At 74.0% G+C, this 14,858-nt stretch carries 10 protein-coding genes; 3 read left to right on the forward strand and 7 right to left on the reverse strand.

The window, feature by feature from the left end:
* Nucleotides 1-19: 19 nt before the first annotated feature.
* From ACIRPU_RS06590 to ACIRPU_RS06605, 4 genes are all read right to left on the reverse strand, one after another.
* Nucleotides 20-5,035, reverse strand: a complete 5,016-nt coding sequence (locus ACIRPU_RS06590) for a hypothetical protein (protein WP_403862540.1) — start codon at nucleotides 5,033-5,035, stop codon at nucleotides 20-22.
* Nucleotides 5,032-5,886 carry a DUF4132 domain-containing protein gene (locus ACIRPU_RS06595; RefSeq protein ID WP_403862543.1) on the reverse strand — a complete coding sequence of 285 codons (855 nt, stop codon included), beginning with the start codon at nucleotides 5,884-5,886 and terminating at the stop codon, nucleotides 5,032-5,034. The genes ACIRPU_RS06590 and ACIRPU_RS06595 overlap by 4 nt, the downstream gene beginning before the upstream one ends.
* A 180-nt stretch (nucleotides 5,887-6,066) precedes the next feature.
* A complete protein-coding gene (locus ACIRPU_RS06600) occupies nucleotides 6,067-6,456 on the reverse strand; it encodes a cold shock domain-containing protein (protein ID WP_355701952.1) in 390 nt (129 codons plus the stop codon).
* A gap of 87 nt (nucleotides 6,457-6,543) precedes the next feature.
* Nucleotides 6,544-7,419: a LysR family transcriptional regulator gene (locus tag ACIRPU_RS06605; RefSeq protein ID WP_403862548.1), complete on the reverse strand. Its 876-nt coding sequence runs from the start codon at nucleotides 7,417-7,419 to the stop codon at nucleotides 6,544-6,546.
* Between the two features lie 68 nt (nucleotides 7,420-7,487).
* On the opposite strand from ACIRPU_RS06605, the gene ACIRPU_RS06610 reads away from it, so the two are divergent.
* Complete coding sequence (locus ACIRPU_RS06610; RefSeq protein ID WP_403862551.1) at nucleotides 7,488-8,417, forward strand: EamA family transporter; 930 nt, start codon at nucleotides 7,488-7,490, stop codon at nucleotides 8,415-8,417.
* Nucleotides 8,418-8,423: 6 nt separating this feature from the next.
* Here ACIRPU_RS06610 and ACIRPU_RS06615 read toward each other — a convergent pair whose 3' ends face one another.
* Nucleotides 8,424-8,810, reverse strand: coding sequence for a DUF5997 family protein (locus ACIRPU_RS06615; protein WP_355701950.1), 387 nt, complete (start codon nucleotides 8,808-8,810; stop codon nucleotides 8,424-8,426).
* 58 nt (nucleotides 8,811-8,868) lie between these two features.
* On the opposite strand from ACIRPU_RS06615, the gene ACIRPU_RS06620 reads away from it, so the two are divergent.
* Nucleotides 8,869-9,675 (forward strand): LysR family substrate-binding domain-containing protein, encoded by an 807-nt coding sequence (locus tag ACIRPU_RS06620; protein WP_403862554.1) that lies wholly within the window; start codon nucleotides 8,869-8,871, stop codon nucleotides 9,673-9,675.
* Nucleotides 9,676-9,690: 15 nt separating this feature from the next.
* Here ACIRPU_RS06620 and ACIRPU_RS06625 read toward each other — a convergent pair whose 3' ends face one another.
* Both ACIRPU_RS06625 and ACIRPU_RS06630 read right to left on the reverse strand, forming a co-directional pair.
* Nucleotides 9,691-12,477 carry a beta-L-arabinofuranosidase domain-containing protein gene (locus ACIRPU_RS06625; RefSeq protein WP_403862557.1) on the reverse strand — a complete coding sequence of 929 codons (2,787 nt, stop codon included), beginning with the start codon at nucleotides 12,475-12,477 and terminating at the stop codon, nucleotides 9,691-9,693.
* Between the two features lie 136 nt (nucleotides 12,478-12,613).
* On the reverse strand, nucleotides 12,614-13,090 hold the full coding sequence (locus ACIRPU_RS06630) for an Lrp/AsnC family transcriptional regulator (protein ID WP_384123971.1): 477 nt from the start codon (nucleotides 13,088-13,090) through the stop codon (nucleotides 12,614-12,616).
* A 254-nt stretch (nucleotides 13,091-13,344) separates the two neighbouring features.
* Here ACIRPU_RS06630 and ACIRPU_RS06635 point away from each other — a divergent pair, with 254 nt between their 5' ends.
* Nucleotides 13,345-14,856, forward strand: coding sequence for an FUSC family protein (locus tag ACIRPU_RS06635; RefSeq protein ID WP_403862560.1), 1,512 nt, complete (start codon nucleotides 13,345-13,347; stop codon nucleotides 14,854-14,856).
* Nucleotides 14,857-14,858: the final 2 nt, after the last annotated feature.

The following is a 14,858-nucleotide window of genomic DNA, read 5'->3' on the forward strand; positions in this document are numbered from 1 at the left end:
AGGTGGGGCGGGACGGTGGTCATCGGCGGCGGCCCTTACGGGTGGCGCGGGTGGTGAGCTGCTCGTAGGCCGGGGCGTCGCCGGAGCGGACGCGGTCCCACGCGCGCGTGAACAGTTCGGGCACCGGCACCAACGGCACCACACGCGAGTAGAAGCGGACCGGGTAGAGGCCCTCCTTCCAGATCTCCACCGGCAGCGCGGGCGACGTCAGGTCCAGCCAGCCGCACGGCAGGAACAGGGTGCGTCCGGCGCGCGCCCGCTTGGCCTCGACGACCAGCTCGCTCGCCGCGAGTTCGGCGCGGGCCTTCTTCATCCGGGCGGGCTTCCAGCCGGTCCAGCGGGCGCAGTTGCGGTCCGTGGGGTCCGGGAGGGCGAGCAGCTGGAGATAGAGCGCCGCCGCGTCCTCGCCGAGGCCGTGCCGTTCGGCGACCTCGGCGACCAGGCCCGGCACGCTGAAGGTCGGGTCCTGGGCGTGTCCGGAGGGCCCCTCGGGATCGCCCCCGGCCGCGAGCGCGCGGGCCAGTTCGTCGTCGAGGAGGGTCCGCAGGGCCCACATGCCCTCCCCCCGCCCGCGCCCGACCAGCCCCTCGACGAGCCCGAACACGGGGTCGTCGGGGCTGTTGAGCGCGCCCGCCCGGACCAGGACGGTCTCCTGGTCGCCGTACCAGGGGCGCAGCACCAGCGCCTCGCCCACGGGTGTCAGACCATGGGCGTCGGCGCCCCCGGTGGCGGGCAGCCCGTACGCCTTGCGCAGTTCGACGGCGGACGAGGAGCCCTTCTCCGTCCACGCGACGTCCAGGTCGAGCAGCAGGCCCCGGTCGGCGACGCGGCGGCGCAGCGCGGCGAGGCTCGCCGGCAGGAGGGTCCGCAACGGGTGCCCATACGGCAGGGAGTAGGCGAGTCCGGCCAGCGCGGTCACGGCGCCCGTCAGGTTGTTCCGGCCGGGCAGCGCCGCCGGGTCCTCCGCGACCAGGTTGCCGTCCTTGTCGGGCCGTTGGACGGTGGTGCGGCTGATCCAGGGGGTCAGCGCCGGGTTGAGGACCTCCTCGGCGGAGCCGGTGGGCAGGCCGCCCAGGGAGAGTTCCCCGGCGAGATCCTCGGGCAGCCGGACGACCTCGCCGAGCCGCTCGGCCCACACCCGGCCCGCCGCCGCCGTGTCCGGCCCGGCCGTCCACAGGTCGCCGGGGTTCCCGGGCAGCAGGGCGCCGACGAGGGCCGCCCGGTCGCCGCTCCCGACCGAGGACAGCAGGGCGTCGGCCAGCTCCTTCTGACGCGGCTTCAGACCGGTCGCGGCGATCACCTCGGCGGTGAGCTGCTTCGGCCGGCCGGCCAGCAGCAGCGCCGCCTGCATGGGCCCCAGTCCGCCGTGCGTCGCGGCGGCGAGGGCGGCGGGCGCCTCCGGCTGCCAGGGCGCGGGGCCCTTGTCCCGGACGAGCCCCGTGACGGCGCTCAGCGCGTCGGCGGGGAACAGCGCCGGGTGCGCGGTCTCCCGCTCCAGCGTGAAGTGGGCGATGGCGCCGAAGACACCGGCCGGATCGTGGTCCAGGGCGAGCCAGTGCACCCGCCCCGCCTGCCGGTCCAGGTTCTGGCAGCCGAGGACGACGACGATACGGCCGTCCCGGCGCAGCACCTGACCGACGCGTTCCTGCTTCTCGTGCGGCTCGCTCAGCACGACCTCGCGCAGAGCGGCACCGGGAGCGGCCAACGGACCGTCCGCGATCGCCTCGAACAGCAGCAGCAGCGCCTCGCGGTGCGCCTCGGTCACCGTGGCGGAGGCGGCGCGGTACGCGAGCGGGCGCAGCATGTCGAGCACCGGCGTCCACACCAGCCCGATGCCCGGCAGGGTGAACTCGTCGCTGCGCCATCCGTCGGCGGCCCCGGTGGACCGGGAGGCCTCGGCCAGGGCCTTGCCGTCGGCCGGCTTCCCGGACAGCACGTGGTTCACGGCGCGGACTTGCCGCAGCGTGCTCCAGCGGACCTCGCTGCCCCACCACCCGTGCACCTCGGTGAGACCGGTGGTGGCCTCGCGCAGCGTCGCGTCGTCGCCGTACTCGGGCTTGAGGTCGGCGAACATGCCGTCGATCCGACGGCGCTCCGCCTTCGGCCGTTCGACCGGCGGCGCCACGAACGCGGCCGTCGACTCCGCGAGCCGCAGCGCCGCGCGCACCAGGGCGGCGACACCCGTGACGAGGCTCCCGTCGCCGAGCGAGGGCAGGGCGTGGGACACGATCTCCTGGACGACCTCGTCCGCGGGCGGCACGACGGCAGCGCCCTCCGCGGTCCCGTCGACCACCTTGGCCGCCGCCAGCTTCGCCTGCCGTCGCGTCAGCGCCTCCTGCGCGGCCCGCAGCAGCTCGGCCGCCTGCTCGTCGGTCAGGGCGCGCAGCACCGCCGACGCGCTCTCGTCGCGCGGGCGCAGGGCGTGCCAGAAGGCGACCGGCGGCACGAACCGGGTGCCGGCGGCGAACTCGCCGCCGCGCTCCATCGGTGTCACTCGGCCCAGCTCCCCGGCCGCGGACGGGTCGTCGCCCGCGTAGAGGGCGATCTGCCGGTGCAGGGCGACGGCCACGGGCGCGGCCCCGCCCGGCAGCCGGAGCGCGCCGAGCAGGACGCCGGGCGCCCGCCCGTCGGCCCACGGCAGGGTGACGGTGCGGCCGTCCGGGGTACCGGCGACGGTGCGGGCCTCGGCGCCCTCGCCCTCGGTGCGCACCCAGCGGCCGAGCACGACGCCGTCCGTGCCGAACGGGCTCCGCTCCAGGCCGTGTTGGAGCGGCAGCACCTCACAGTGCTGCTGCAGCAGGCTCGCGTCCTCCCGGATGCCGGAGGACAGGAACGCGGGCAGCGAGGCACGCCCGTGGGTGCCGGTGGCCGGGTCGTACTCGAGCCACACCTGCTGCCGGCCCTGCCTGCCCTGGCGCCAGAAGGAGGTGCCGTCGCCGAGGATGCGGCGGCTCGGCGGCACGACGGTGTCACCGGCGTGCAGCGTGCGTCCACCGGTGGCGCGACCGCCGCCGGGGACCGGGATCGACGGTTCGCCCGCGTCGTTGCCGCCGTACCAGTGCGGAAGCTGCTCACCGCCGAGCGGGAAGACGTCGGCGGGGCGGGCCGACCAGTAGCCGAGCTGCTTGCCGTCCTGCCGCCACATGACGAGCAGTTCGCCGTCCGTGTAGCGGTAGCTCGGGCGCTGCCAGCGGTCCAGTGTCACGGGCAGCCGAAGGTCGTGCTCGAGCAGGATCTCCTCGGGGCCGACGACGATCACCTTGTGCGCGCGGGCCAGGATCAGCGCGGGCCAGGCCTCGCTGACGCTCAGTGTGTCGTCGCGGTCGCGCCTGGTCTCGGCGTCGAGGCGGCGCAGCGCCTCGTCCAGCGCGGGCCAGCCCAGCTCGTCCAGCAGGCCCGCCCGCAGCGTGTGCCCGAGCAGCGGCGCGACCGCGTGCGCGCAGACCACGGCGACGGCCGCCGGGCTGACCCGGGCGGCGATCGTACGGAAGGGGCGGAGCCGTTCCAGCGCGGCCCGCGCGGCGGGCAGGCCGACCGCCGAGGCCAGTTCCCCGGCCGCGTCGTCCAGCCACTCGCGCAGCACCTCGGCGAGCACGGGGTGGGCGGCCAGCTTCTCCAGCACCTCCGGTGCGGGGCGGAGGCCGCTGAGGGTGCTGATGTCGGTGTACAGCAGGTGGCGCAGGCGGGGGTCCGCGGCAGTCGCGGTGAGGTCGCGCCGGCCCGGAACGGTCTCGCGCAACCAGCGGTCGACGGAGAGGTACACGACCTGGCCGGGTCCGGGCAGCGTCAGCGGCACACCCTGGGCCGCGCAGAGGTCGAGCAGGTCGAGATCGGCGCCGGCGTGCCAGCGGCCCGAGCACAGATCGACGGGACGGCCCAGGTCACGCAGCCGGGGCCCCATCCGCTCCACGAGGGCCAGGGTGGCCGGGGAACGGCCGCTGACATTGCCGCCGTGCTTGCGGTGCAGGGCCCACCGGCCGAGCCACTCCGCCGGGTCCACGTCGGCGGGGTCCACGTCGGCCGCCGTCTCACCGGTGAGGAGCAGATCCGCCCCGCACTCCGCGAGCAGGGCCAGCCAGAACTCGTCGTCCTCGACGGAACGCCCCAGGCCGGCCGGCATGATCTCCAGCAGTCGCGCCCGCACCTCGGGTCGCCGCTCGGCGAGGACGGCGAGCGTCCCCCGGTAGGCGTTCCAGAAGGACGCGGGGGCCCGGACCGCGGCGGGCGAGGAGAGCAGGTCGGCGACCAGCGCGCACTCCTCGGTGACCCGGTCGAGGCCGGCGGCCTTGATCAGCCCGCGCGCGTCCTGCGGCAGGGACGCGTACGGCGGCATCCCGGCCGCGCAGCGCTCCACGGTCAACTGCCGGAACTGCGCCCAGGCCTCGGCCGCGTGGAGCCGCGCCGCGAGGGCTTTGACGTGCTCCTTGAGCGCCTTGACCGTGAGCGCCCCGGCGAACGCGAACTCCAGGAACACGGCCCGCTGCCGCTCCTCGTCCACCTTCAGCGCGTGCACCCGCTCGGCCTCCCGGGCCTTGCCGAAGAAGGCGGAGGCGTACGTCGTGTTCTCGTGCTGGAGGAAGACGCGGGCGGCCTGCTCGTAGAAGGTGGGCAGGAAGTGCGGCACCGCCCGGCCGAGCCGGGTGCCGAGCGCCTCGAAGCCGTCCTTGGCGTTGCCGGGGCGGGACTTGGCCTGCCGCGCGAGCCGCTCGACGTCCTTGACCAGCGCCAGCGCGTGGTGGCCGTTCGCCGGGTCGTTGACCAGCGCCCAGGCGGGGAAGCCGAGCGTCTCCCGGCGCACCTGACCGACCTCGGGGGTCTCCGGGTCGCGGGCCAGCCCGAGGAAGTCCAGCGCCAGGTCCTCGGCCTCGCCCAGCGTGCCGGGCACGAGCCGCACGATCTGCCGGTCGTCCAGCGCGGGGTGGGAGTACCTGCGGACGGTCAGCGTGTCGGCGTCCTCGCGGGTGGTGCTCCCCGGGGGCAGCACGGCGCCCGCGTCGAGCAGCGCGCCCGCGGTGGTCTCGTCGTAGGTCGTCATGCCGCCCGCTCCTCGTCCTCGATGTCGCGCCCGGCGTACAGCGCGGCCGCCATGCGCAGGCCCTCGGACCAGGCCACCGGCCCGATCAGGCCGAGCTTCAGCACCCGGCCGGCGGGGTCGGTGAACACCAGGGGACCGGTCTCCGCCTGCTCGTAGCCCTCGTAGTCGCCGACCCACACGCGGGCCTCGACGGTGCGGTGCTCCTCGAGGACGGAGGTGACGGCGTGGCCGCCGCGCACGCGGTAGCCGAGCTGGGTGACCCGGCCGTGCAGGAAACGCTGTTCCTTGAACACGCCGCCCGCGTACTCCTCGACCGCGGTGCTCTCCTCGTCGAGCGTCGGGGGACGCCGCCACACCTCGCGGAACAGCTGCTGCGCGCGCTGCTCGACGCCGAGTTCGACGGCGAACTCCCGCAGCTCCTCCAGGTCGTCGAGGAGTACGGGGTGCGGGAGGCGGACCAGGTCGGGGGTGATGCGGACGGTGTCGCCGTCGAGATCGACCAGGCCGAGTCCGCGCCGGGTGTCGGCGTCCCGCAGGAACCCGGCCACCTCGCCGTCGGCCCCGGTGACGACGAGGTCGCGCAGGGCGGCCTGCCAGGCGGGGTCGGGCCACACCTGGGCGACGACGGCGAACGGCACCGGCAGCGAGCGCACCATCCACCGCTCCACGTCGGCCAGGCACTGGCGTTCGTGCCGTTCCAGCCACTCGGTGAGCTGACGCAGGCCCACCACCGCGGGCTCGTCGGCGATCTTGGGCGGCACGGACTTCAACCGCCGCCCCGCCGCGTTGCGGCACACCACCTTGCCGTCATCGAGGGCGACTTCGTAGTCGCCGGCCGACACCCACCCCATGTGTGCCTCCCGCACCCGCAGTGATCAAGTGACGGGAACTGTAGAACAGGCCACTGACAACGGGTTCGGGACGGCGAAGGGGCGGGCGGCACCCCGGGGTCCGGCAGGACGGAACCCCAGGTCGGCGCGCTGTAGCGGGCCTCGCCGGGGTCCTCGCGCGCCCTCGGCCGGCCCGGGGCGTCAGCCCTCGACCCAGCCGTGGTTCTTCGCGAACTGCGCCAGGCCGGCCCGCACCTGGACGATCTGCTCACCGGTGAGCGAGGGCGCCGCCGTCAGCAGCGTCTCGGTGACGTCCCGGGTGAACTCCTCGGTGCTCAGCACATCGCACAGGACGTCGTCGTCGGCGGCCAGCGGCTTGCCGTCCGCACCCCGCGCGAGCCGTACGTCGGACGCCTTCGGACCGCGCTCGCCGTCCTCGATCTCGAACTCCACCACGATGCCCCGGCGCACCTGCGACTCGGGCATCAGCATGTCGTTGACGTGCAGGAAGACATCCTCCCCGCCGTCGTCGGGAGCGATGAAGCCGTAGCCCCGCTGACTGTCGAAGCGCACCACACGACCAGCAACCATCCCAACCCCCAGCAACCTCGAAACACCCACGTCGGTGAACCTGCCCAGATGGTAGTCAAGGCTACGGGCCCCGGGCGACTCCGGGATTCACTGCGTGCGATACAGCGTGGTGAGCAGTTCGATGACGGCCTGGGCCGCCGGGTGCGGGTCGTCGCGCCACCACACCAGACGGACGGCGACGGGCTCGGCGTCCCGCACCGGCCGGTAGACGACGCCGGGCCGCGGGTACTGGTCGGCGGTCGCCTCGGCGGTCATCCCGACGCTGCGGCCGGTGGCGATCACCGTCAGCCAGTCGTCGACGTCATGGGTCTCCTCCGTGGCGGGGCGCGCGTCGGGCGGCCACAGCTCGGCGGTGGTGGTGCCGGTACGACGGTCGACCAGGAGGGTCCGTACGCCGAGGTCGGCCAGCCGCACCGAGCGGCGCCGCGCCAGCGGATCGTCGGCGGCCAGCGCGCACAGCCGCCGTTCCAGGCCGACGATCGCCGCGTCGAACCGCCGGTCCTCCAGCGGCCTGCGCACCACCGCCAGGTCGCAGGCGCCCTCCGCGAGACCGGCGCTGGCGGAGTTCAGACGCACCAGCCGGAGCTCCGTCCCAGGGCGCCGCACCGCCCACTGACGCTGGAAGGCGAGGGTGTGGCGGCCGAGCGCCGACCAGGCGTAGCCGATGCGCAGCCGGGTGTGCCCGGAGGCCGCGTCCTGCACCAGGGCGTCCACCTCGCCGAGCACCCGTCGCGCGTGCGCCGCCACCCGCAGCCCGGTCGCGGTCGGCGCCACCACCCGGGAGGTGCGCCTCAACAGCCTTACCCCCAGGGCCTGTTCGAGCGAGGCAAGGGTTCGGGACACCGCCGCCTGGGAGACTCCGAGCACCGCGGCGGCGTCGGTGAAACCGCCCTCGTCGATGATCGCGACCAGACACCGCAGCTGCCTGAGCTCCACGCCCGGCCCCCGATCGCTCCTGTCCATGACGTCATCGTATAGATGGAGCTGGTCATGCATTTTGCGCAAGGCCGGACCGGGAGGACGATCCGGGCATGCCGACCGTGCCCATACCCGCGCCCCCGTCGACCGCCCCCTCGTCGACCGTCCCCGCGGCGGGTCCCGTCGCCCTTCCCGTACCCGAGTCCGGGAGCCGGCGGCGACTCGCCGGGGCGGGCGCCATGGTCGGCAGCGGTCTGTCCAACCAGACGGGCGCCGCGATCGGCTCCCTCGCGTTCCCCGTGCTCGGTCCCACGGGGGTCGTCGCGGTACGCCAGTACGTCGCCGCGCTCGTCCTGCTGGCCGTGGGCCGCCCCCGGCTGCGGTCCTTCACCCGGCGGCAGTGGGGTCCGGTCCTGCTGCTGGCGCTGGTCTTCGGGACGATGAACCTGTCGCTCTACACGGCCATCGACCGCATCGGCCTCGGTCTCGCGGTGACCCTGGAGTTCCTCGGGCCGCTGACCATCGCGCTGGCCGCCGCGCGCCGCCGGGTCGACGCCTGCTGCGCGCTGATCGCGGCGGCGGGCGCGGTCACCCTGATGCGCCCGCAGCCCACCACCGACTACCTGGGGATGGGGCTCGGCCTGCTGGCCGCCGTCTGCTGGGCGTCGTACATCCTGCTCAACCGCACGGTCGGCCGACGGATCCCCGGCGCGCAGGGCGCGGCGGCCGCCGCGACCGTCTCCGCCGTGCTGTTCCTGCCGGTCGGCGTCGTCCTGGTCCTGCGCCACCCGCCGACCGTCCAGTGCGTCGGCTACGCCGTGGCCGCCGGGGTCCTCTCCTCCGCGGTGCCCTACCTGGCCGATCTGTTCACGCTGCGGCATGTGCCCGCCGCCGCGTTCGGCCTGTTCATGAGCGTCAACCCGGTGCTCGCCGCGCTGGTCGGCCGGTTCGGGCTGGGGCAGGACCTCGGTCTCGTCGACTGGTCGGCGATCGCCGCCGTCGTCTGCGCCAACGCCCTCAGCATCCTCGTGCCGCGCCGCTGACCGGGGTCAGGACTCGGCTCGCTCCGCGTTGCGCTTCTTGATGCGGACGGTCTCCTTGCGGACCTCGGCCTGCGTGGCGCGCTCCTTCTCCAGCCACTCGGGCCTGGCGTCCTTGACGGCCTCGATCTGCTCGGTGGTGAGCGCCTCGGTCACCCCGCCGCGGGCCAGGCCCGCGATGGAGACGCCCAGCTTGGCCGCGACCACCGGACGGGGGTGCGGGCCGGTCTCGCGCAGCTTGATCAGCCACTCGGGCGGGTTCGCCTGGAGCTCGGTCAGCTCGGCGCGCGAGACGACGCCCTCCTGGAACTCGGCGGGCGTGGCGGGGAGGTGCACACCCAGCTTCTTCGCCGCGGTGGCGGGCTTCATCGTCTGGGTGCTCTGCTGGGACTTCATACAGTCCAGGGTATCGGCCGCGGCGGAGACCTCCGACCACAGCCGGTAGCCTGGCGGGATGACCGACTCGGCGGACTCCCCCTCGTTCCGGCTCGCGTACGTCCCCGGAGTGACGCCCGCCAAGTGGGTGCGGATCTGGGCGGAGCGCCTGCCCGACACCCCCCTCACCCTCCTCCAGGCGACCCCCGCCGAGGCCTCCGAGGTCCTGCGCGAGGGCGCCGCGGACGCGGCCTTCGTACGGCTTCCGGTCGACCGTACGGTCTTCAGCGCGATCCCCCTGTACACGGAGACCACCGTCGTCGTGGTCCCCAGGGACCACCTGATCACCGCGGCCGAGGAGGTCACGGTGGCCGACCTCGCCGACGAGGTGGTCCTGCACCCGCTGGACGACGTCCTCGGCTGGGAGCGGCCGCCCGGCGAGGCCGCCTTCGAGCGTCCGGCGACCACCGAGGACGCGATCGAGCTGGTCGCGGCGAACATCGGCGTGCTGGTCGTGCCCCAGTCCCTGGCCCGCCTGCACCACCGCAAGGACCTCACCTACCGCACGGTCGTCGACGCCCCCCGGTCGGACATCGGCCTCGCCTGGCCCGAGGACGCGACCACCGAGCTGGTCGAGGACTTCATCGGCATCGTCCGCGGCCGCACCGTCAACAGCACGCGGGGCCGCGCCCAGCAGGCTCCGGCGACGGAGCGCAAGGGTGAGCGCCGTAAGCCGCAGTCGGGCTCCGGTGCGGGCAAGGGCACGGCCGCGAGTGGCCGAGGTCGCGGCGGTGGCGCCAAGGGTAGTGGTGCCAAGGGCGGTGGCGCGAAGGGCGGCGGCGGCCGGCGCGGTACCGGCGGCGGCAAGCCCCGCCGCCGGTCGTAGCGATCCCGCCCACCGTCAGCGCACGTACGTCGCCCCGCGTGCGGTGCTCACCGCCTTCGCTCCGTCGGCCGCGCCGAGCAGCCCCGCGGCCACCCAGGCGTCCACCACCGTCCGCACCCGCGCCACCAGCGCCGGCTTCCCGCGGAACGGCGCCCCCGCCCACACCTCGTCGAGCAGGGTGGTGCCGTCCGCCCTCGCCGGATTGGCCACCCCCGAGTCGTCGGCGCCGAAGACGATCGTGGGCTCGGCCCGCCGTACATAGGCGTGGGTCGGATCCTCGGTGCCCTCGAAGAAGGGGGCGAACTCGGTGCCGTCGAGGGTGAAGTGCAGCGGCTTGCCGCTCACCGGCGTGAGGGAGGGCAGCAGGTCGCCGGAGAGGGCCGCGTTCCGGTAGAGGCCGAACTCCAGATACGTCGTCGCGGAGTTGCGGGCGACGAGGTTGACCGGACCGTGGAACAGGGTCTGCAGGGACGGGTCGTCGAGCGCCTTCTCGACCCGCAGCCGGAACGGCGTCGTCACCCGGACGACGTCCCCGTCGCGCCAGGTCCGGGACACCGTGAAGTAGCTGCCGGGCACCGGCGTCCCGCCGGCCTTCCGCCCGTTGACCGTCACCCCGAAGCCTGCCGTCGCCCAGGACGGCACGCGCAGCCGCAGCGCGAAGGCGGCCCGGCGTCCCCGGACGGTGATGGTGCTGCCCTGCTCGCGCGGGAAGTCGGTGCTCTGCGTGACGGTTACGCCCTTCTCGGCCCAGGTGAGCGTGGACGGGCTGTAGAGGTTGACGTACAGCGCGCCGCCGTCGGCCGCCCTGAAGTACACCGAGTCCTGGTACTTGGTGGCGCTCTCCATGCCGGTGCCCTCGCAGCAGGTCGTGCCCTGCTTGGGGGTGTAGTCGCGCACATGGCCCGGAGTGAGCCCGATGAAGTACGTGACCAACGGTTTCTCCGCGTCCGCGGTGTCCTGCCTGGAGCCGAGGACCTGGTTGTACAGGGCCCGCTCGTAGTAGTCCATGTAGGCCGGGTCCTGCTCGTGGAAGAAGAGCATCCGGCTCAGCTTGAGCATGTTGTACGCGCAGCACGTCTCGGCGGTGGTCGCGCCGATCGTCCCCGCGACGACGTCCCTCGCCCTCCAGAACTCGGCCGTGCTGGTGCCGCCGATGCCGTACATGCGGTGCGGTACGACCATGCGCCAGAAGTTCTTCGCGGCGGTGAGGTAGCGCGCCTCGCCCGTCGCGTCGTACAGCCGGACCAGTCCGGTGAAGATCGGGATGTGCTGGTTGGCGTGCAGTCCGTCGAGCGTGTCGGTGTCGGCGGCGCAGGCGTCGATGAGCTTGTCGAGGTCGAACAGCCGGGCCAGCGCGAGGTGTTCGGCCCTGCCGGAGAGCGCGTGCAGATCGCAGATCGCCTCCACGATGCCGCCGAACTCGCCGCTGGAGAAGATGCCCCACATGCGCTGGAGCGTCGCCGCGGGCAGCTTGGACAGCCGTGAGTACATCCAGTCGCACATCCCGGACGCCAGATCGAGCGCGCGGTCGTCGTCGGTGGCCAGGTACGCGTCCAGCAGGCCCCGGAGGATCTTGTGGGCGGTGTAGTAGGGCGCCCACACCTTCGTGTAGTCGCTTCCGGTCATCGACTCCAGCTGGATGAACTGGGTCTCCGGGTAGGCCGCGAGGAATCCGGGATGGCTGGGCCCGTCCCAGGTGCGGCGCAGGGTGGCGGTCAGGCCACGTCCGGAGGCGTCCGCGAAGGTGCTCCCCGAGGTCTCGTCGAAGGCGTACGAGGCCAGGTCGCCGGTTGCCCGGGCGCTGCGCAGCCCGGCGACCTCGTCGGCGGTCAGCGCGCGCGACCAGACGTCGAAGCCGCCGAAGGCGCCCGCGAAGACGGGGTCGGAGGTGTAGTGGGACCGGCCGAGCCAGTGGCCGGTGAGGGTGCCGAGGGCGGCCGGGGTGAGCGACATGGCGGTGTTGCGGGCCACGGCCGTGCCGTCGACGTACAGCGTGCCGGTGCCCCCGGCGAGGGTCACCGCGACGTGGCTCCACTGGTTCAGGGGCAGCGCGGCCGTGCCGTCGAGTCCCTGCTCACCGCCCGGCCCGCCGGTGGTGACGGCGAACCGGGGCACCCCGTTCGCGTTGCGGGCGGCCAGGTACAGATAGCGGGTCGTGTCGTTGCCGAAGTCGAGGATCCGGGTCCAGGCGGCGTCATGGGTGGGCTTCACCCAGGCGGCGAGGGTGACCTCGGTGGCGCCGCCGAGGACGCCGGAGGGCAGATCGACGTACCGGTAGGAGCCGCGGACGTTCTCCACGGCCGTACCGAACCTCCCGTCGGTGCTCAGGACGGCGGGGTCGTGCCGCAGGGCCTCGCGCGCCTCCGTCAGGGCGTCGACCGCGGTGCGGATCCGGTCCGCGAACACCTGCTCGCCGGTGCTCGCGTACGCCTGGGAGAGCATCGTCAGGAAGTGCCCGGTGTAGTGGCCGCGCAGATTGCCGTTGGCCTCCCCGTCCAGGCCCTCCCAGCCGCCGGGGGCGACCGCGCCGAAGGTGGAGAGGCCGGCGTTGGCGCGGAAGACCTGGAGCAGCCGGTTCACGTCGTAGCCGCGGGCGTGGTCGAGCATCAGCTGCCGCTTGGCGGCGAAGACGCCGGCGCCGAGCGTGACGTCCTCGAGGCCGAAGGGCTGGAGGGACCAGGCGGCCGAGGGCGGGAGCGCGGCCGCCGAGGCCCCCGCGGCGGCCGTGGCGGAGAGCGCGGGAACGGCCGTCGCGAGCATCGCGCTCTGGAGAAGGATCCGTCGGGTGAGGGGCGGTGCCATGTGCTGCTCCTCCGGGCCACAGGTGATCGACATCGTTCGATATCACGAACGACGTACGGATGGTCGACCAGACGTTAGAGGTGTGACGGGGGAGCGTCAACGGTCCTGACGGGACGGAAAGTTGCGAAAGCGGGCGCTACTTCGAGGCCCCTCGCCCGATCGACTCCACCAGCGGCAGCAGCCGGTGCGGCACGCGCTCGCGCAACGCGACCTCGGTGCGGGTGCGGACCACGCCCGGCAGACTGATCAGCTTCTGGATCACGTCCTCCAGGTGGCCGTTGTCGCGCGCCACGACCCGGGTGATGAGGTCGCCGCCGCCGGTGATGGAGAACGCCTCGACGATCTCCGGTACGGCGGCCAGCGCGTCGCCCACGTCGTCGAGGTGCCCCTGGGTGACCTCGACGTGCACGAACGCGAGCACCGGGTGGCCCAGTGCGGCGGGGGAGAGCGAGGGCGCCGCGCCGGTGATCACGCCGTCCCGTTCCAGTCGGTCGAGGCGGGCCTGAAGGGTGCCGCGCGCGACGCCGAGGAGCCGGGCGTACTCCCGCACGCTCGTCCGCGGCTGCTCGAGCAGCAGGCGCAGGATGCGGGTGTCCAGCTCGTCCACGGCCATCCGGCGGGCCTCCTCGCACGTTTCGTGATCAGCGCCGACTGTACCGGCGTCGGCGCGAGTGTGCCGTTGGCAACCTGATGGCCAGGTGAAACTATTCCTGACTGGACCATTGGCTCAGTAAAACCGGCCCCTGTTGAACCAGCAGCCCTCCGGATGCTCAAATGGCGGAGTCGATGGCGCTGCGGACCTCCGCGGCGCTTTTCTCATGTCGCGGTACATCCGCGACGTGTCAGGGTGGGGAAGGGCGGGGCAGCTTGCTGAAAAGGGCGTTCGTGGCACCGGATCCCGGACGGGTGCGACTGCGGTTCGCCTCCCGGGCCGTGCTCGGCATCGGGCTCGCCGTCGTCCTGTGCGGGCTGGCCGGACACTCGCTGGTGGCGGCCATCACCGGTGGTCTGGCCGCGCTGCTCGCGCTGTTCAGCGTGACGGACGCGACGGTGCGCGCACAGGCCGTGACCACCGCCCTGCTCCCGGTCGTCGGGCTGCCGGTGCTCGCCCTCGCGGCCCTCCTGCACGAGGTGCCCGTCGCCCGTGACGCGGCCTTCCTCGCCGTGGTCGGAGCCGGGGTGTACGCGCGGCGCTGGGGGCCGCGCGGGCACGCGCTCGGGGTGTTCGCGTTCATGACCTTCTTCGCCGCCCAGTTCCTGCACACCGTCCCCGGTCAGCTGCCCGAGCTGTGCGCTGCCGTCCTGCTGTCGATCGCCGCGTCGTCCGCGGTGCGGTTCGGGGTGTGGCCCTACGAACGCCGGCTCCCGGCGCCCGCGGCCGTCGCCCCGCCCGCGAGCGGGACGGGGCTGGCGCGGATCACCACGCGGCAGGCGGCGCAGGCCACCGTGGGCGCCGGGATCGCCCTCGTCGTCGGGCAGGCGCTGTCGGACCAGCGGTGGTACTGGGCCGTGGGCGCCACCTGGTGGGTGTTCGTGAACACCACCTCGCGCGGCGAGACCCTCGTGCGGGGGTTCCGGCGATTCCTCGGGACCGTCCTCGGGATCGTGCTGGGCCTGGCCGTGGCCCTGCCCCTGCACGGGGAGCCGGTGGCGACCGCCGTGGTCGTCGCCGTCGGCGTCTTCGGGATCTTCTACTCGGCCGCCGTGTCGTACACCTGGATGATGCTCGCCGTCACCTTCATGGCGAGCGCGCTGTACGGGCTGCTCGGCCTGCTCGACCCGGCACTGCTCGCCCTGCGGGTGACCGAGACGGCCGTTGGGGCGCTGGGGGCCGTGCTGGCGGTGCTGCTGGTGCTGCCGGTGACCACGCACTCCGTCACCGACGCCTGGGTGGAGCGCGCGCTGCGCTGTGTGCACCTCTGCACCGCCGAGGCCGCCGCCCGGCTCGCGGGTTCCCCGGCGGCCGACCCGGCCGGGCGGGTGGTCGAACTGGAGCAGATCCTCGCCCGGGTCCGGCTGTCCCTGGCGCCGCTGGTGCATCCGCTCAGCCCGCTGCGGGCGCGCAAGGGCAGGGCCCGGCATGTGCTGGAGCTGCTCGACGCCTGCGCCCGCGAGGTGCGCGGGCTGGCCTCGGTCGCCGCGGATCCCGAGGCCTCGCACGACGCCCGCCTCGTCGCCGCCTGCTGGCGGGTGGAGGCCGCGGTCGAGGCGCTCACCGCACCGCCGACCGACGGCCGCCCGCGCCCGGCCGAAGCCGCAGCCGTACCGCCGGGCGCCGCGGCCGAGCCGGTGCTGGCCCACCTCCACGCCCTGGAGCGGGCCCTCCTCGAACTCGCCGTGCCCCTTCGCGGCGCCGACCGCGTCCCGATCGGCGCCTGAGC

Origin of the sequence: Streptomyces sp. NPDC102259, from assembly GCF_044766465.1 — a bacterium.
GTDB lineage: Bacteria > Actinomycetota > Actinomycetes > Streptomycetales > Streptomycetaceae > Streptomyces.